The 17852-nt window shown below is 71.6% G+C and carries 12 protein-coding genes; 1 reads left to right on the top strand and 11 read right to left on the bottom strand.

The features are described from left to right. Positions 1-72: 72 nt before the first annotated feature. From M8J73_RS30050 to M8J73_RS30035, 4 genes are all read right to left on the bottom strand, one after another. Positions 73-1506 carry a GH1 family beta-glucosidase gene (locus tag M8J73_RS30050; RefSeq protein WP_055539314.1) on the bottom strand — a complete coding sequence of 478 codons (1434 nt, stop codon included), beginning with the start codon at positions 1504-1506 and terminating at the stop codon, positions 73-75. Positions 1507-1631: 125 nt separating this feature from the next. Then, a complete protein-coding gene (locus M8J73_RS30045) occupies positions 1632-2549 on the bottom strand; it encodes a carbohydrate ABC transporter permease (RefSeq protein ID WP_055542502.1) in 918 nt (305 codons plus the stop codon). A gap of 10 nt (positions 2550-2559) precedes the next feature. After that, complete coding sequence (locus tag M8J73_RS30040) at positions 2560-3564, bottom strand: carbohydrate ABC transporter permease (RefSeq protein WP_249829300.1); 1005 nt, start codon at positions 3562-3564, stop codon at positions 2560-2562. Between the two features lie 5 nt (positions 3565-3569). Further along, entirely contained in the window at positions 3570-4931 is a 1362-nt protein-coding gene (locus M8J73_RS30035) for an ABC transporter substrate-binding protein (RefSeq protein WP_055537305.1), read from the bottom strand. A gap of 441 nt (positions 4932-5372) precedes the next feature. Between M8J73_RS30035 and M8J73_RS30030 the strand changes: the two genes are divergently transcribed. After that, complete coding sequence (locus tag M8J73_RS30030; protein ID WP_055537306.1) at positions 5373-6428, top strand: LacI family DNA-binding transcriptional regulator; 1056 nt, start codon at positions 5373-5375, stop codon at positions 6426-6428. A 356-nt stretch (positions 6429-6784) separates the two neighbouring features. On the opposite strand, the gene M8J73_RS30025 is transcribed toward M8J73_RS30030, so the two are convergent. From M8J73_RS30025 to M8J73_RS29990, 7 genes are all read right to left on the bottom strand, one after another. Continuing rightward, complete coding sequence (locus tag M8J73_RS30025) at positions 6785-6880, bottom strand: class III lanthipeptide (protein WP_206187772.1); 96 nt, start codon at positions 6878-6880, stop codon at positions 6785-6787. Positions 6881-6949: 69 nt separating this feature from the next. Next, positions 6950-9538 (bottom strand): class III lanthionine synthetase LanKC, encoded by a 2589-nt coding sequence (lanKC, locus tag M8J73_RS30020; protein WP_055537304.1) that lies wholly within the window; start codon positions 9536-9538, stop codon positions 6950-6952. A 135-nt stretch (positions 9539-9673) separates the two neighbouring features. Next, positions 9674-10360: a flavoprotein gene (locus tag M8J73_RS30015; RefSeq protein WP_063799315.1), complete on the bottom strand. Its 687-nt coding sequence runs from the start codon at positions 10358-10360 to the stop codon at positions 9674-9676. A 27-nt stretch (positions 10361-10387) separates the two neighbouring features. Beyond that, entirely contained in the window at positions 10388-10969 is a 582-nt protein-coding gene (locus M8J73_RS30010; protein WP_157873347.1) for a MaoC family dehydratase, read from the bottom strand. After that, the gene (gene fabI, locus M8J73_RS30005) at positions 10953-11717 is read right to left on the bottom strand and encodes an enoyl-ACP reductase FabI (RefSeq protein ID WP_055542406.1); all 765 of its coding nucleotides are present in this window, start codon (positions 11715-11717) and stop codon (positions 10953-10955) included. Before fabI ends, M8J73_RS30010 begins: the two co-directional genes overlap by 17 nt. A 5-nt stretch (positions 11718-11722) precedes the next feature. After that, complete coding sequence (locus tag M8J73_RS44975; protein ID WP_274757619.1) at positions 11723-16798, bottom strand: type I polyketide synthase; 5076 nt, start codon at positions 16796-16798, stop codon at positions 11723-11725. Positions 16799-16826: 28 nt separating this feature from the next. Then, positions 16827-17495 (bottom strand): GNAT family N-acetyltransferase, encoded by a 669-nt coding sequence (locus M8J73_RS29990; RefSeq protein WP_055538078.1) that lies wholly within the window; start codon positions 17493-17495, stop codon positions 16827-16829. Positions 17496-17852: the final 357 nt, after the last annotated feature.

Raw genomic sequence — 17852 nt, 5'->3', positions numbered from 1 at the left:
TAACCCCGAGGGGCGCGATGCTCCCCTAATGGCACCGCGCCCCTTGCCCCCGTTCCCCCCGGTTCGGTGGTGTTACGGCGTGGGCGTCGCCAGGGGCGGGAGTGCGCCTGTCTTCGCTGCCTGGGCGTACCAGAGCGCGCTCGACTTGGGGGTGCGGGTGAGCGTCGCGTAGTCGACGTACACCGCGCCGAAGCGCTTGCCGTAGCCGTAGGCCCACTCGAAGTTGTCCAGCAGGGACCACAGGTAGTAGCCGCGCACGTCCGCGCCCTCCGCGATGGCGCGGCGCACGGCGCGCAGATGGCCGTGGAGGTAGGCGATGCGCTCCGGGTCGTGGACGCGGCCGTCGCTGTCCATCTTGTCGTCGTAGGCCGCGCCGTTCTCCGTGACGTACAGCGGCAGGCCGGGCGCCTCCCGCGTGTACCGCATGATCAGCTCGTGCAGGCCGGTCGGGTCGATGGTCCAGCCCATCTCCGTGCGCTCGCCCGGCGTCTGGTGGAACAGCACGTCGTCCGCGCCCGGCCACGGCGAGTGGTCGCTCGCGCCGTGGCCGTCCGCCCGCGGCCCGGCCATGTCCGGCGACGCCGCGCCGACCAGTGTGGGCGTGTAGTAGTTCAGGCCCAGCGCGTCCAACGGCTGGTGGGCCGTCGCCACGTCACCGTCCTGCACGAACGACCAGTCCGTCAGCTGCGACGTCGCCGCGAACAGCGACTCCGGGTACGCCCCGTGCAGCATCGGCCCGTGGAAGACCCCGTTCGCCAGGTCGTCGATCTTCCGGACCGCCGCCAGGTCCTCCGGGGTGTTCGACAGCGGCCGCACGACGGACGAGTTCAGGCTCACCGCCACCGAGTTGCGCGCCGGCATCACCGAGCGCAGCGCCACCGTGCCGAGACCGTGCGCCAGGTTCAGATGGTGGGCCGCGCGCAGCGACGCCACCGGGTCCGTACGGCCCGGCGCGTGCACCCCGGAGCCGTAGCCCAGGAACGCGCTGCACCACGGCTCGTTCAGCGTGATCCACTGCTCGACGCGGTCGCCCAGCGCCTCGCCCACGATCCGCGCGTACTCGGCGAAGCGGTACGCGGTCTCGCGCTCCGGCCAGCCCCCCGCGTCCTCCAACTCCTGGGGCAGGTCCCAGTGGTAGAGCGTCACGGCCGGCTTGATGTTCTTCGCCAGCAGCTCGTCGACCAGCCGGCGGTAGAAGTCCAGGCCACGCTGGATCGCCGGGCCCCGGCCCGTCGGCTGCACCCGCGACCAGGAGATCGAGAAGCGGTACGAGGAGAGACCCAGGTCCGCCATCAGCGCCACGTCGTCGCGGTAGCGGTGGTAGTGGTCGACAGCGATGTCACCGGTCTCGCCACCGGCCGTCTTGCCCGGTGTGTGGCTGAAGGTGTCCCAGATCGAGGGCGTGCGGCCGTCCTCCCGCACCGCCCCCTCGATCTGGTACGCGGACGTCGCCGCGCCCCAGAGGAAGGCGGGAGGAAAGGTCACTGGCGTCGTGGGCTCAGGCATGGAAGCGCTCCCATTGGTGGTCGATCAGACCGACGGTGTGGGTGGGGGGAAAGAGAACTGAGGGCGGAAGGGGCCGGGGCGGCGGTGGCCCGGCCCCCAGGGGTGCGAGACGCACGGCGCGGGGATCAGCCCTTCACCGCGCCCTGCATGATGCCGCCGACGATCTGCTTGCCGAAGATCGCGAAGACCAGCAGCAGCGGCAGTGTGCTGAGCAGTGCGCCCGCCATGATCAAAGCCTGGTCGGGGGTGTAGCCCCGGCCGAGACCGGCGACCGCGACCTGCACGGTCGGGTTGCCCAGCTGGGTCAGGACGAGGAACGGCCAGAGGAAGTCGTTCCAGGTCTGGACGAACATCAGCATGCCCAGCACGGCCATCGCGGGCCGCGCGGCGGGGAAGACCACGTGCCAGATCACCCGCCAGCTGCTCGCGCCGTCGACGCGGGCCGCCTCGATGATCTCGTCGGGCAGCGCCTGGAGCAGGTACTGCCGCATGAAGAACACACCGAACGCGCTGACCAGCGACGGCAGGATGACCGCCTGGAGCTGGTCCGTCCAGTCGAGCTTGGCGACCAACATGTACAGCGGGATCACCTGGAGCTGCGGCGGCACCATCATGGTGCCGATCACGATCAGCATCAGCGCGCCACGGCCCCGGAACTTCAGCTTGGCGAAGGCGAAGCCGGCGATGGTCGACAGGAAGACGATGGTCAGCGAGGAGACGCCCGCCACGATCGTGGTGTTGAGGAACGCCTCGCCGAGGTTGGCGTCCTTCCAGGCCACCTCGATCTTGTCGAAGAGGTTCGCGCCGAACCAGAACGGCGGCGGGGTCTCCGCCAGCCGCGCGTTGTCCCGGGAGGCGGCGACGGCCGTCCAGAACAGCGGGAACAGCGAGACCAGGGTGAACGCGATGAGGATGACGTAGGCGACCGGCCCGGCGTGATGCTGACCGCCCGCCCGAGCCGCCTTCGGTCCGCGCCTGCGCCTGCCGTTCTCCGGCGGCTCGGGTGCGGCGTCGGCCGGGGGCTTGGTGATTGTCGTCGTCACGGCCGGTCTCCTAACTACTGGCGCGCAGCCGGCGCGAGATGACGTAGTTGATGATTCCGACCACGATGAGGATCAGGAACATCGTCCAGGCGATCGCCGAGGCGCGGCCCAGGTGCTGGTTCACCCAGCCCTGCTCGTACAGGTAGAGGCCGAGCGTCTGGAACTGGTGCTGGGAGCCGCCCGACGCGCCCTTGTTGGCGTCGAACAGCAGGGGCTCGGCGAAGAGCTGCGAGGCACCGATGGTCGAGACGACGCAGGTGAACAGGATGGTCGGGCGCAGCGACGGCAGCGTCACATGGAGGAACTGCTTCCAGCGGCTTGCGCCGTCGAGGGCCGCCGACTCGTACAGGTCCTGCGGGATCGCCTGCATCGCGGCCAGGTAGATCAGCGCGTTGTAGCCGGTCCAGCGCCAGATGACGACGGTCGACACGGCGATCTTCGAGTACCAGGTGCCGTTCTGCCAGTCGACCTGGTCCATGCCGAACAGCCCCAGGAACCAGTTGATCATTCCGTAGTCACGGCCGAAGAGCAGCACGAACACCAGGGTGGCGGCGGCGATCGACGTGGCGTACGGGGCGAGCATCACGACCCGGTAGAAGGTCGAGGCGCGGAGCTTGTAGTTGAGGATGTGCGCGATGCCCAGCGCCATCATCAGCTGCGGGACGGTCGAGATGATCCCGATGATCAGGGTGTTCTTCGCCGCGTTCCAGAAGAACTCGTCGTCGAAGATGCGGGTGAAGTTGCGCAGCCCCACCCAGCTCATGTCGGTGGGGGCGGTCAGCTCCACCGCGTGCAGCGAGGCCCAGCCGGTGTAGAGCAGCGGGAACAGGCCGAACGCGACGAACAGCAGGAAGAAGGGCGAGACGAAGGCGTACGGGCTCCAGCGCACGTCCCGCTGCCAGCGGCGGGACAGCCGGGCCCGGCGTCGTTCCTCGGACGCGGACTCCGCGGGCGGGCGGGCCGGGGCCGCGCCCCCCTTGACGGGGGGCGCGGCGGCGTCGTGCCGTGTGGGCATACCGGTCACTTGTCCAGTGCGTTGTCGATGGTCTTGACGGCGTTCTTCCAGGCCTCCCCGGCCGACTTGCCCTGGGCCACGAGGATCACGCCGTTGTCGGTCAGGCCCTGCTGGATGATCTGGTCCTTCGGGCCGATCGTCTGCACGGGGATGTTCTTGGCGGCCTCGGCGAAGATCGTGCCGATCGGCGCGTCACCGGTCATGTCGTTCTTCGCGTTCTTGACCGCGTCCGAGTCGTAGGCGGCCGGGGTGCTGGGGAAGCTGCCCTGTACGGCGAAGAGCTTCGCCTGCTGCTCGGGAGCCGTCAACCAGGCGGCCAGCTTCGCGGCCTCCTCGGCGTTCTTGCCGTTCTTCGGCACGGACAGGAAGGAGCCGCCCCAGTTGCCGGACTTCGGGGCCTGGGCGATCTCCCACTTGCCGGCCGCCTCGGGCTTCGACTTGCCCTTGATGTAGCCGAGCATCCACGGCGGGCAGGACATCGCGGCGAACTTGCTGTTGGCGATCGTGGTGTCCCAGGCGGGCTGGAACTGCGTCTGGTTGCCGACCAGCCCGTCCTTCGCGGCCTTGGCCGTGAGGTCGAAGGCGTTCTTGACGGCCGGGTTCGTCTTGTAGATGACCTCACCGGAGGAGTCGTAGAACCGGTCCTTCTCACTGCTGAGGATCGCCTGCAGCAGACCGCCGGGGGAGTCCAGGAACGTGGTGCCCTTGGGCGCCTTCGCCTTGTACTTGTTGCCGGTCTCGACGAGCTTGTCCCAGCTGCCCGCCCACAGCTTGCCGACCTCGGCGCGGTCGGTGGGCAGTCCGGCCTTCTCGAAGAGGTCCTTGCGGTAGCAGATGGCCATGGGGCCGACGTCGGTGCCGAGGGCGACGGTCTGGCCGCCGGAGGTGGTGCCCTGCTGCCACTTCCAGGGCAGGTAGTCGTCCTTCTTGCCGTACTTCGACAGGTCGAGCAGCTTGTCCGACTGGGTGCCGACGATCTCGGCGATGTTGCCGACCTCGACCATCTGGATGTCCTGCAGACCGCTGCCCGTGGTCAGGTGGTTGAGGAGAGCGGGGTAGTAGTTCTCGTTCCGCTCCACGACGGTCTGCTGGATGTCGATGTCCGGGTGGAGCTTCTCGTACTCCTTGTACAGGCCGGACTCCTCGAAGCCCGCGGTGCCGAACAGCCCCAGGGTGATCTTGGTCTTGCCGCCACCACTACCCGACGACGTGTCGTCCTCGTCCTTGCCGTCGTCGGCACAGCCGGCGAGCAGCCCGGCGCCCAGCGCCGCGACGGCCGCGATGACCACCGTCTTGCGCGTAGTGCGGGCGATCCGGGTGCCCCCGCCCGACCGCAGCCGAGAGTGGGGGAGGGTACGTGCTCGCATTGCGTCCTCCTGATGCCCTGACGTGCCGACCCCCCGGCCAACTGCGTTGTTGGGCCCGTTTTTTCACTGCTGCGGCTCGGGCGGGGAACGTGCGGGATGTGTAAGTGCCAGGTACTGTGGGAGCGCTCCCACAAGTGATGTGTTGAAGAGTCGTCGGTTCGTGCGGGGGTGTCAAGGGAGTCGGCGTGGAGAGATGTCTTCGGTTATCGGGCTGTTAACTAACGCCGGGACCGAGGTCCGAGCATGCCCCGAACCGTCCGCCGGCGCGACCGGGGGGACTTCAGAGGTCGGCGGGATCGGGGAGACGAACAGGTCGGCGGCGGGGTCCGCGCCGGTCCGGGGGCCGGGTCCCGGCGTCCGGAACAGGGGTCGCCGGACATCGTCCGGGAAGCGGGACTGTTAGATTCCACGCCAGCGCGGTGTGAACGGGAGGCGACCATGGTGGCAGGCCACGGAGCACGGGGCCGAAGCGGCCGGCGGCCGACCCTGGAAGAGGTCGCCGCACGGGCCGGTGTCGGCCGCGGCACGGTGTCCCGGGTGATCAACGGCTCGCCACGGGTCAGCGAGGCGACCCGGGCGGCGGTCGAGGCGGCCGTCGCGGAGCTGGGCTACGTCCCGAACACGGCGGCCCGCGCCCTCGCGGCGAACCGCACCGACGCGATCGCGATGGTCGTGCCCGAGCCGGAGACCCGCTTCTTCTCCGAGCCGTACTTCTCCGACATCCTCAAGGGCGTGGGCGCCCAGCTCTCCGACACGGAGATGCAGCTCCTGCTGATCTTCGCGGGCAGCGACCGCGAGCGCCGGAGGCTGGCCCAGTACCTCGCGGCCCACCGGGTCGACGGGGTCCTGCTGGTCTCCGTGCACGCCGACGACCCGTTGCCGGACCTGCTGTCGCAGCTGGAGATCCCGGCGGTGATCAGCGGTCCGCGCTCCGAGCACGAGACACTGCCCTCGGTCGACTCCGACAACTACGGCGGCGGCCGCTCGGCGGTGGAGCACCTGATCGAACGCGGCCGTTCCCGGATAGCCACGATCACCGGCCGCCTCGACGTCTACGGCGCCCAGCGCCGTATCGAGGGCTACCGCGACGCCCTGGAGGACGCGGGGCGCGAGGTGGACGAGCGGCTGATCGTCCCCGGTGACTTCACGGAGGAGGGCGGCCGCCGGGCGATGTGGGAGCTGCTGGAGCGCTGCCCCGACCTCGACGCGGTCTTCGCCGAGTCCGACGTGATGGCGGCCGGTGCCCGTCAGGTCCTCCGCGAGGCCGGACGCCGGCTGCCCGACGATGTCGCCATGGTGGGCTACGACGACTCCGCCATCGCCCGCCACATGGACCCGCCCCTCACCAGCGTCCGGCAGCCGATCGAGGAGATGGGCCGCGCCATGATCGATCTGCTCCTCGACGAGATCGCCGACCGCCGTCCGGCGATCTCGCGGGGCCTGGAACGCCGCCAGGTGGTCCTGCCCACGGAGCTGGTGGCGCGGGCGTCGTCCTGAACGCGGCCGGCCCGGGGCGTGTGTCGCACGTGGCGCCGGCCCCCCAACAGAGAAACGCCCCAGGGGATGGGGCGTGATGTTCCGGGGTCCCCCGGGCGTGCACGGGGGCTACAGCCTCGTGCCGCCGGGGCACATACTGGTGGAGCCGGGTGTGAGGCGATATCGACGCCTCACACCCGGCCCTCCCGTGGTCACGGGATTCAGCAGCCGGTGCTGGCCGAGCTGGTCGGGAGCTCCGCCTCGTCACCGGCGGTCTCCAGGCCCTGCAGGTCGAGGATCTGGTCCATGTCGCACCTCCTTTCCATGATCGTGGGGACGGGACGGGGGACGGACGGACCGTGAAGGTTCGCCGGGTGTCAGCAGTTGGTGCTGGCGGAGCTGGTGGGGAGCTCCGCCTCGTCACCGGCGGTCTCCAGGCCCTGCAGGTCGAGAATCTGGTCCATGTCACTCATCCTTTGCTGATCGGTTTCTCTGGGTGGTGCACCGGACACCGGGTGGTGTCCGGACCCGCTGATCGGTGATCAGCGGGAGCTTGTGGGGTCCGCCGGCGCCGACGGACGGTCGGTGAAGAAGGGCAGGAAGCGTCCCTGGTCGCCCATCACCGCGGCGGTGGTGAGCAGGACGCCCGCCGTGCCGGTGGCGAGGTCCATGGACAGCTTCAGCAGGAGGTCACCGGGGAAGGCCATGTGCCCCTGGTGGGAGAGCGCGTACCAGCCGAGCCGGTCCAGATGCCGGGCGACCACCGCGGGCCGCGCCAGCTCCGGGTCGCGGCGGCCGACCCGCTCCAGCGCCGCGACGAGCCCCGAGCGGCCCATGAACAGCTGCGGCATCACCACGAACTCGGGTGTGCAGGCGGTCAGCAGCGCGGGAAGGGCCTCCCGCAGCCGGTCGTCGTCCCGCAGGGTCAGCACCTCGTCCGCCACCAGGGCGATCCCGGCGCTTCCCACATCCAGGTAGCACAGGGTGCGTACGCCGGCCTCCTCCACCTGGAGCGAGCCGTTCGGCGTGGTCGTGCAGCGGTCGAGATCGCGGTGGACGGCGGTCACGGCCAGGTCGAGATGGCCGGGGTCCCCGGACACCTCGTACAGCCGGAGGAAGAACAGCGCCACTCCCGACCAGCCGCGCATCAGTCCCGCCCGGACGGGCGGAGGGTCCTGCGCGGTGGGGCCGCCCGTGACCGGGCGGTTCGTCCGCAGCGCCCCGGCGAGCGTGTCGGCGATGTGGGCGATGTCCTCGTCGAAGTCGACGGTCTGCCAGCGCTCCGCGAGGTGCAGGCGGGTGAGGCCGATGCCGGTCAGCCCGTCGTACAGGCCGATGCCCTGTGCGGTGCGCGCCGCGTCACGGGTGCGGTCGACGAGGCGGGCGGCCGCCCCGGTGTGGCCGAGGTGGTCCAGGGCGTAGGCCAGGCCGTGCGTGCCGTTGTAGAAGCCCTGGCGGGGGCCCGGCCGGTCGGCGGCCTCGACCAGCCACTCCTGGTGGGCGTCGGGTACGGGGAACCCGCACACCGACAGGGCCCACAGGACGCCCGCGGCGCCGTTGGCGAACGTGGCGCCCGAGGTGGTGAACTGCTCGCAGTCGCCGGGGAACAGCCGGTCGGGGTGGGAGAGGTCGGCGCAGGACACGATCGCCGAGGCCATCGAGGCGGCCGCCTCCCGCACCGGGGGGAGCCCCGTCCCCGCCGGCGCCGACTGCGCCGTGCCGGACGGCAGCAGCATCCGCCGTACCGGGTCCAGGTAGCCCTCGGGCAGGGGGAACCGCTCGGCGATGAAGTCCAGTTGCTCGGCGGTCTTCTTGGGGTCGAGCGCCCGCAGCTTCTCGTAGGGGAGGAACATCGCGGCCTTGAGGGAGGCCAGACAGTAGTGGTCGAGGTCGATGCCCCGCAGGCCGGTCTCGGCGGAGAAGCCCATCGTGGCGACGGCCGGCCGGTGGTCGGTGTCGGCGGCGTCGAACGCCGCCTCGTAGTCGATCAGGGCGACCGAGTCGTCCGGGCGGACCAGGACGTTGCCGTAGTGCAGATCGCCGAAGCCCACACCGCGGGCGTGGAAACCGGCCAGGACCCGCTCGATCCGGTCCAGGACACCCAGGACCCGCTCGGTGTACGCCCGGTAGTCCTCGGGGGAGGAGTTCTCCGAGACGATCATCGGGTGGATCCGGGCCATCCACACCCAGAGGTTCGAGGCGTCCACGTGTTCCATGGCCAGGAATTCATGGCCGTCCATCGTGAAGTAGTCGAGGACGCCGGGTGCGCCCTCCGCGCCGGACAGCCGGTCCAGGGCCCATTTCTCCCTGCGTAATCGGGTCACCGCGTCATGGGACTTCATGTCGAGGCCCGCGTACGGTCGTGCCTCCTTGAGGACGCACACCTTTCCGTCGCTTTTCCGTTCCGCGAGATAGACGCCACCCGCGTTGGAGAAATGCATGGCGCGCTGAATTCGGTACGGGAATTCCGGGCCGGTGGTGCGCCGGTCCAGGACCTCCTGGACGAAGGGCGGGACCGGGGCCCAGTCGGGCAGGGTGAACACCGGCCGGCGCTGGTCCGGCACCAGAGTGCCGTCGGGCCGCGTCAGGGCGGGCACCACGGCGCCGTTCGGTTCGGTGCAGAACCGCTCGACGAACGCCCCGTACCGCAGGTGGAGCGGGCTGTCCGGCCACTGGAGGTCGCTGAGGACGCGGGGCCCGGTGATTCCGTCGAGCCGCTTCGTCAGGTCCTCCAGGAGGGTGAGGAGCTGCTCGTCGTCGTGGGGGTAGATCGTGATCAGCTTGCCGCTGCCGGAGCGCGGCGCGTACTTCGTGTTGTGCGCGAGGTGGACCTCGCGGGTGCTCAGATGCTTGAACTGCACGTTCTCGCCGACGCAGTGGTCCCAGACGATCTCCAGGGCGCGGTCGGTGTGCTCGGGGCCGGCCGAGACATGGATCTTCCAGCCCTGGTCCGGCAGGTTCCTGACGGGCGGCACGAGGTGGGTCCAGCCGGCCCGCTCGGTGCGGGTCCAGCCGGCCGGGGCCGGCCGGGTCGCGACGGTGAACGGGGCGAATCCGCGGTCCCAGTGGTCGGGCGTCTCGAAGAAGAGCGGGTCCGCGTAGCAGTAGATCTGCGGATCTCCGACGGCCATGACTCTTCCGGTCCTTCCGATGGCGTGGGGTGCGGGGAGGGTGGAGCGGGGGTGGGGCAAAGGAATTGCCCAAATGGAATTCCCGGACTTTCCGTATTTCCGTTCCGGGCTTTCCTGGTTATATCTTCACCTGCTTTATCGGAGGGAGTCAATATCCGATTCAGAGTTTTCTTCGATTTCTTCGGCGAGGTTTTTCGGCAGGGCACCGCGCAGCCGCTCCAGCTCGGCGAGGACGTCCGGGAGCGGCGGCGCGGTCCGGCCGTCGCGCCGGCCCGTGGTCATGCTGACGCCGGGCCGCGTCGGTGCCACCGACAGGTTGGGGCGCTCCGCGAGCGCCTTCAGATGCCGGACGTAGGCGGGGTTGTCCTCCACCCGTGGTGGCAGGGACGGGGCCAGGACGATCGGCGCGGCGGTGCCGTGCAGCGCCAGCAGGCTCGGGCTGTCGCCCAGGCCGAGCGCCGCACGCGCCATGTAGTGCAGCGAGGCCGGGTAGACGGCCACCGAGTCGGCCCACTCGGCGAGTTCGACGTGCAGGGCCGTCGGGAGCGGGTCGTCGGTCCAGGTGTCGCCGATCGCCTGCCGGCCGGTGAGCGCCGACAGCGCCTGGAGCGTCACGAAGCGCTGTGCGCTGCGCGTGGCGACGACCTGCACCGCCGTGTCCGGGTACTTGCTGCGCATCCAGGTCAGCCAGTACGGCAGGTGGACGGCGTTGACGGCCCCGGAGGCGATCAACAGGAGTCTGCGGCCGGTGAACGGGGGCGGTGCCGCCTTCGGTGGCGCGGCCGGGGTGTCGGCCGAGGGGGCAGCCGGGGTGTCGCCCATGCGGGGGCTCCTCCTTGCCAGGGATCTTCAGGGGGTGAGGGAGTCGGCCGGTGCCGGGTGCCCGGGCGGGTACATCACGCGGGGGACCGGCCCGTCCACGGGCAGGGACGCGTCCGGGCGCATCGTGTAGAGACGGGTGTGGTCGAGCGTGCAGGCCGGCTGCTCGGCGCCCTCGACCATCAGCGACAAGGCCAGCACGACCTCCAGATAGCCACGCGGCCGTACCCGGACGCCGCTCACCCGGGCGAGGGCCCGCACCCGCGAACCCACCGGCACCGCCGTGAGGAAACGGACCCGGTCCAGGCGGTAGTTCAGCGCCACGTCGATCCAGCTCGGATCGAAGAGGGTGGAGGTGAGATACGGGATGAGGCCGAGCGTGTAGAAGCCGTGCGCCACGGGCACCCCGTAGGGGCCGGACGCGGCCCGCTCGGCGTCCAGATGGATGGCCTGCCAGTCGTGGGTGGCGTCGGCGAAGCCCCGTACCGCCTCGGGCGTCACCTCGTGCCACGGGCTCGGCCCGAGTTCGCGGCCCAGCCTGCGCGTGAACCACTCGGCGATGTCGTCCAGCGTCACGGCCGGCTGCCCGGCCGGCTCAGAAGCCCATGGCATGGACGCCTCCGTCGACATGGACGATCTCCCCCGTCGTGGCGGTGAAGTAGTCGGAGAGCAGGGCCACGCACGCCTTCGCCACCGGCGTCGCGAGGTTCTCGTCCCAGCCCAGGGGGGCCAGATCGGCCCAGGTGCCGCCGTCCTCGTCCGGCGGGGCGTCGGACACCCCGTTCGCCGCCAGCGTGTTGAGGGGCCCGGCGGCGACCAGGTTCACCCGGACGCCCTGGGGGCCGAGATAGCGGGCGAGGTAGCGGGCCGTGGACTCCAGGCCCGCCTTGGCGACGCCCATCCAGTCGTAGTCGGGCCAGGACACGGAGGCGTCGAAGTCGAGCCCGACCACCGCCCCGCCGCCCTTCATCATCGGCAGCACCGCGGCCACCAGCGACTTCAGCGAGTACGCGGAGGTGTGCACGGCGGTCGCGACGTCCTCCCAGGGCGTCTGCATGAACCGTCCGCCGAGCGCGCCCGGCGGGGCGTACGCGATGGAGTGCAGCACCCCGTCGAAGCGGTCGCCGTGCTCGGCGAGCCGGTCCGGCAGCGTCCGCAGCTGCTCCGCGTCCGTCACGTCGAGCTCGACGACGGGCGCCGGTTCGGGCATCCGCTCGACGATCCGCCGCACCAGACGCGGCCGGATGCTGGTGAGCACCACCTCCGCGCCGGCCCGCTGCGCCTCGACGGCCGTGTGGTACGCGATGGACGACTCGGTGATGACCCCGGTGACCAGGATCCGCTTCCCGGCGAGCAGCATCGTCGTCACGCTCCCAGCGACAGGCCGCCGTCGACGGGCAGCACCGCGCCCGTGACGTAGCTCGACCCCTCCGAGGCGAGGAAGCCGACGACCTCGGCGATCTCCTCGGCGGAGCCCTGACGGCCCAGCGGCACCTGGGACGTGATGCCCTCCTTGACCTTCTCGGGCAGCCGTACCGTCATGTCGGTGTCGACCCAGCCCGGGGCCACGGTGTTGACGGTCACCCCGTACGGGCTGAGCTCCAGCGCCAGCGAGCGGGCCAGGCCGATCATCCCGGCCTTGGAGGACGCGTAGTTGGCCTGGCCGACCGAGCCCGTGAGGCCGGCGACCGACGACACGAAGACGATCCGGCCCTCGCGTTTGCGCATCATCTCGCGCACCACGGCGCGGGTGACGCGGTAGGCGCCCATCAGATTGGTGTCCATCACCGCGGCGAAGTCCGGCTCCGACATGACGGCGAAGGCACGGTCGCGGGTGATGCCGGAGTTGGCGACCAGGACGTCGATGCCGCCCAGGGTCTGCTCGACCTCGTTCACGGCGTGGTGGACGGACTCGGGGTCGCGGACGTCGCACTGCACCGCGAAGAGGTCCGAGGGCGGGTCGCTGCGGTAGGTGACGGCGACCTTCATGCCGTCGGCCGCGAGCCGCCTGGCCACGGCCAGGCCGATCCCTCGGTTACCGCCCGTGACGAGTGCCACTCGGCTCATGCTCCGGTCTCCTTCTGCTCTCTCGCGTGGTCGCGTCCGGTGAGGCGTGCGCCGGGTCACGGGCGCCCCCTCGGTACGTTCCGTTCGGGTCTCCGCCGGCTTCGTCGGCTTTTCCGCCCGCTCGCGCAGGGCTGCCGGGAGGGGCCCCTGCGGCAGGGCGTCCGCCAGGAACGCCGCCAGGGAGGCCACCGTGGGGTGTTCGCGCAGATCGGCGGGCGTCACCTCGAGGCCCAGCAGATCGGACAGCCGCCCCAGCACCACCAGACTCATCAACGAGTCCATGCCGGCCGCGAACAGGCTCTGCCGGGTCCGCACGTCCTCGGGCTCGCACTCCATGACGGCGGCCACCTCGTCCCGCACGAGCACCTCTAGTTGGGCGCGGGTGGGGGGTGCGGGGTTGGGGGTGGTGCCGGTGCGGGGTGCGGGGTTCGGGGTGGTGCCGGTGGTGGGTGCCGGGTTCGAGGTGGTGCCGGTGGGGGGTGCGGGGGCGCCGGTGGGGGTCGTGGCACGGGGGCCCTTGGCGGGCGGGGGAGCCGTGGCGGCGAGCGGGGAGTCGGTGGGGGCGGCGGAGGCGGAGGCGGAGGGGTGCGGGGTGTCGGCGCGGCGGGCCGCGACCGGTCGGCGGCGGCCCCGGCCGGCCAGGGACGGCGCCCTGCCCAGGGCGGCGAACGCGGCCCCGTCCTCCTCCGCGACACCCTCCTCGTCCGCTGCCTGCGGAGCGGACGCCCTGCGGACGTCGGCCATGGCGGAGCTCGGCGGCGTGGCCGCGGCGGGTTGCGCGGCCCCTGCCTGAGCGGTGGCCGGTTGCGTGGCGTCGGTGTCGGCGGAGGGCTGCTGCGTAGCGTCGGTTCGGGCGTCGACCGGCTGCGTGCCCTCTGCTCCGGTGGCGGCGGGTTGTGTGGCGTCGGTCCGGGCGTCGGTCGGCTGTGTGGTCTCTGCTCCGGTGGCGGCGGGTTGTGTGGCGTCGGTCCGGGCGTCGGTCGGCTGTGCGGTCTCTGCCCCGGCGGTGGCCGGTTGCGTGGCGTCGGCGTCGGCTGTGGGCTGCTGCGTGGCGTCCGCCCCGGCAGCGGCCGGCTGCGTGGCGGTGGTCCCCGAGACCGCCGTCGCCGCAGTGGCCGGCTCCGGCTGCCGTTCCTCCATGGGTTTCGGTCCCGGAGCGGCTCCCTCGGGTGCCGTTGTCCCCTCCGGCCCGGTGGTCGGTGCGGCTGCCCCCGTCGGGGCCGTCGCCGCCGCAGTGAGCCAGTGGCTGCGGCGGTGGTCCCAGCTGCGTGGGGGGAGGGGGAGCAGGGTGCCGGTGTGCCAGACGGCGTTCCAGGCGATGGGGTGGCCGTGGCAGTGCAGGGCCGCCACGGTCAGGGCCAGCGCGTCCAGGGGGTGTTCCTCGCGCCGCAGCGTGGGCCGTACCACCGCCTCGGCGACGTCCAGGGAGCGCAGCGTGGCCCCGATCGGGCCGACGAGCACCGGGTGCGGGCTCACCTCGACGAAGACCTCGTGCCCGTCCCGCGCGGCCAGCCCCACCGCGTCGGAGAGCAGGACCGGCTGCCGCAGGTTGTCCACCCAGTAGCGGGCGTCCATCGGGGTCGCGCGGCCGGGGGTGACGGTCGAGTAGAGCGGGACGCGGGGCGTACGGGGGCGGATGTCCGCGAGCTGGGCGGCGAGTTCGTCGAGGATCTCGTCGACCTGCGGCGAGTGGCACGCCACGTCGATGTTGACCGGCAGCGCCTTGACGCCCTCGGCCTGCCAGGCCGCCGTGAGCAACTCCACGGCGTCACGGTCGCCGGAGACGACGGTCGCCGACGGGCTCAGCCGGATGGCCACCGTCACCTCGCGGTCGAGTCCGTGCCCGGCGACGAACCGCGTGACCTCCTCGGGGTCGGCGGACACCACCGCCATCGCCCCGCGCCCGGAGAGCCCCTTCATCAGCCGCGAGCGCCGACAGGTGACCCGTACGCCGTCCTCCAGGGAGAGCGCGCCGGCGACGACGGCCGCCGCGACCTCGCCCATGGAGTGGCCGACGACGGCGGCCGGTTCGACGCCCCGCGCCCGCAGGGACGCGGCCAGCGCCACATGGACGGAGAACAGCACGGGCTGCATCACGTCCGTCGGGTCCAGCGCCGTCGCGGCGCCCTCGGCGAGCACCTCGCGCACCGAGAACCCGGACTCCTCCCGCACCAGCGGGTCCAGCGCGTCGATCGCCTCGGCGAACGCGGCGTCCTCGGTCAGCAGTTCCCTCGCCATGCCGGGCCATTGCGCGCCCTGCCCGGAGAAGACGAACACGGGCCGCGCGTCGTCCCGCACCCAGCCGGCGACGACCCCGGTGTCCTCCTCGCCCGTGGACAGCAGGAGCAGCCGGTCGAGCAGTTCACCGGTGTCGCGCGCCACGACGGCGGCGCGGACCGGGCCGTGGGAGCGGCGCACCGTCGTGGTGTGCGCGACACTCGCCGCGGACACCGTGTCGCGGTGCTCGGCCACCCACGCGTGCAGGGCCGCCGCCTGCTCGCGGCAGGCGTGCGGGGAGCTGCCGTCGACCGTGACGACCACGGGACGTGACGCGGAGGCGTCGTCCGCCGTGGCGTCGTCCGCGTGGCCGGCGTCCCGGCCGCCGTCCGTGCCGGGAGGCGCCTCCTCCAGGACGACATGCGCGTTGCTCCCGCCGAACCCGAAGGAGCTCACGCCCGCCGTCCGGGGACCGGTGCCCGACGGCCACGGTGTGCGCTCGGCCACCACCCGCACCGGCGCGTCGGCCGGGATCGCGGGGTTCAGAGCCCGGAAGTGCAGCGTGGCCGGGAGCTCGCCGTGCCGCAGGGCCAGCACCGTCTTCAGGAACCCGGCGACACCTGCGGCCGCCTCCAGATGCCCCAGGTTGGTCTTGACCGCGCCGACCAGCAGCGGGCGTTCCGGGGCGCGTCCCTCACCGGTGACCGAGGTGATCGCGCCCATCTCGATGGGGTCGCCGACCGCCGTGCCGGTGCCGTGCGCCTCCACGTAGTCGACGGTGGCCGGGTCGAGGCCCGCGTTCTCGTACGCGGCGGCCAGCAGCTCGGCCTGGGCCTGCCCGTTGGGTGCCATCAGCCCGTTGGAGCGCCCGTTGTGGTTGACGGCGCTGCCCCGGATCACGGCCAGCACCCGGTCGCCGTCGCGTACGGCGTCGGACAGCCGCTTCAGGACGACGACCCCGCAGCCCTCGCCGCGCCCGTACCCGTGCGCCCCGGCGTCGAAGGTGTGGCAGCGCCCGTCGGGCGACAGCATGCCCGCCTCCTCGAACGCGACGGAGGCGCCCGGAGACAGCAGCAGGTTCACCCCGCCGGCGAGGGCGAGTTCGGACTCCCCGGCCCGCAGGCTCTGGCAGGCGAGATGGACGGCGACCAGCGAGGCGGAGCAGGCGGTGTCGACGAGCATGCTGGGTCCGCGCAGCCCGAGGCTGTACGACAGCCGGCCCGCGATGACGCCCATGGAGGACCCCGCCGCGCTCCAGCCGCCCATGTCCTCGGGGCTGTCGGGCGCGTAGTCCGCGGTGCTCGCGCCGAGGAAGACGCCGGCCCTGCGGCCCTCCAGGGTGCGCGCGGGGATCCCGGCGTGCTCCAGGGCCTCCTGGGCGACCTCCAGGACGAGCCGCTGCTGCGGGTCGGTCATCGCCGCCTCCTTGGGCGAGATGCCGAAGTAGGCGGCGTCGAACCGGTCGATGTCGTCGAGGAACCCGCCGAGGCCGGCGGCGCCCTCCCGGATGCGGTCGGCGCCCGGCAGCCCGCTCCAACGTCCGGGCGGGGTGCGGTGGATGGCGTCGCCGCCGTCGAGCAGGAACCGCCAGTACTCCTCGGGCCCCCGGATCCCGCCGGGCAGCCGACACCCGGCCCCCACGACCGCGATCGGCTCACGGACGGCCGGGGCCGCGACGGGTCGAGCCGGGGAGGCCGCCGACGTGGACGGGGTGGCGGCCCCGGAAGTGGCGGCAGCCCCGGACGCGGCGGCGGACCCCGACGCGGTGCCGACGGGCCCGTACCCGGGTGCGGTGGCAGACCCGGACGCGGTGCCGACGGGCCCGCACCCGGGTGCGGTGGCAGACCCGGACGCGGTGCCGACGGGCCCGTACCCGGGTGCGGTGGCAGACCCGGACGCGGCGGCGATGGACTCCGTCGTGGCCGCGGCCGACCCCGGCGGGACCGGGGCGGCGGGTGCCGCGCCGTGCTCGGCCGACAGTTCGGCCACCAGCGCGGCGATCGTCGGGAAGCTGTACGCGATGTCCACCGGCAGGTTCCGGTCGAGGAGTTCGGAGAGTTCACCGGAGAGGGAGACGAGCTTCATGGAGGACAGTCCGTAGTCCCCGAAGGGCCGGTCGGTCTCCACCGTCTCCCGCGCGATGCCGGCGTTGCGCATCACCCATTCGACGGCCCACGCGCGCAATTCAGACGCTGGTCTCGGCGATATCGGCACGGGTCTCACCTCCGTTCGTCCGGGCGGGAAGGATGTCGGTCACCTTGTCGAGGGCCTCCGCGAGCAGGACGCGGGCATCCGCCTTGTCGTCCTTCGGGATCAGATCGGCGGGACTCGTCCCCAGGCTGCGCAGAAAACCGTAGTACTCGTTCCTGAGCAGCGAACCGACCAGCGCGTCATGGTATTCACCGTCGAGGAAGAAGAAATCCCTGAGGATTCCCTCCACTTTGATGGGGCCCTTGAGGAAGATCTGCACCATCTGTTTGTTGTAGAGGCCGGCCATGAGATGGACCCGGTGGGCGTTGCGCTGGTGGAAGAGATGGTCCAGCAGCAAATGCATGGATTCCATCCCGTAGCCGAGGCCCCACAGTTCGGGTGAGCCGACCACATTGCCGACCTCGAAGTTCCCGGGATAGGTGAGCTGCTGGTAGGTGACCCCGCCCACCGGTTCCCCGGACCGGTCGACCACCATCAGATAGGTGATCCCGTGCCTGGCCATGAGGGCTTCCATCCCATCGCCGGTGGTGAAGGTCTGCCCGCCCGAGGAGTACACGGACGCGACGGAGGACGACCACTGGGCGATGAGCTCGTAGTCCTGCTTGCCGTTGATCGGCCGCAGCGAGACGTACTCTCCTTGCATTTCTCCCACCCTCGTGATGCCGGAGCGGTATGCGGCCCGGGCTGGAACAATGGTCTGCTCGCGATCTCCCGGGGAAGTTCTGAGCGAATCCCGGGAAATCGTCGCCGACGGGCGGGGTCGCCGCCCGCCGGCTTGTGTCACCGGGCCGCGGGGGACGTCGGATTCCGGTGGCGTGATGCGAACAAAGGTCAACACGCGGCCATTTGAAGCGTCAAGCGGAAAGTGCCGTACCAGGAGCGGGGAACGGCAAGTGCCGTAGTCTCCCCGATCTGCGTGCGGGCAGGCCGCCCTGCCCTTTCGGGCATACGGCGAGGTGACCCGTGTGCCGCCGACGGAAAGTGCCGTAGTCGTACGGTA

Source organism: Streptomyces neyagawaensis (assembly GCF_023516595.1).
Classification (GTDB): domain Bacteria; phylum Actinomycetota; class Actinomycetes; order Streptomycetales; family Streptomycetaceae; genus Streptomyces; species Streptomyces neyagawaensis.
Note: the sequence above shows the minus strand (reverse complement) of the source record. Positions and strands in the feature narration are given on the sequence as shown.

What these genes read in the sequence shown, in the direction of transcription:
- M8J73_RS30050 (WP_055539314.1), bottom strand. Translation starts at nt 1,506, where the DNA reads ATGCCTGAGCCCACGACGCCAGTGACCTTTCCTCCCGCCTTCCTCTGG.
- M8J73_RS30040 (WP_249829300.1), bottom strand. Translation starts at nt 3,564, where the DNA reads ATGCCCACACGGCACGACGCCGCCGCGCCCCCCGTCAAGGGGGGCGCG.
- M8J73_RS30035 (WP_055537305.1), bottom strand. Translation starts at nt 4,931, where the DNA reads ATGCGAGCACGTACCCTCCCCCACTCTCGGCTGCGGTCGGGCGGGGGC.
- M8J73_RS30025 (WP_206187772.1), bottom strand. Translation starts at nt 6,880, where the DNA reads ATGAGTGACATGGACCAGATTCTCGACCTGCAGGGCCTGGAGACCGCC.
- lanKC (WP_055537304.1), bottom strand. Translation starts at nt 9,538, where the DNA reads ATGGCCGTCGGAGATCCGCAGATCTACTGCTACGCGGACCCGCTCTTC.
- M8J73_RS30015 (WP_063799315.1), bottom strand. Translation starts at nt 10,360, where the DNA reads ATGGGCGACACCCCGGCTGCCCCCTCGGCCGACACCCCGGCCGCGCCA.
- M8J73_RS30010 (WP_157873347.1), bottom strand. Translation starts at nt 10,969, where the DNA reads ATGCCATGGGCTTCTGAGCCGGCCGGGCAGCCGGCCGTGACGCTGGAC.
- fabI (WP_055542406.1), bottom strand. Translation starts at nt 11,717, where the DNA reads ATGCTGCTCGCCGGGAAGCGGATCCTGGTCACCGGGGTCATCACCGAG.
- M8J73_RS44975 (WP_274757619.1), bottom strand. Translation starts at nt 16,798, where the DNA reads ATGCGCAACGCCGGCATCGCGCGGGAGACGGTGGAGACCGACCGGCCC.
- M8J73_RS29990 (WP_055538078.1), bottom strand. Translation starts at nt 17,495, where the DNA reads ATGCAAGGAGAGTACGTCTCGCTGCGGCCGATCAACGGCAAGCAGGAC.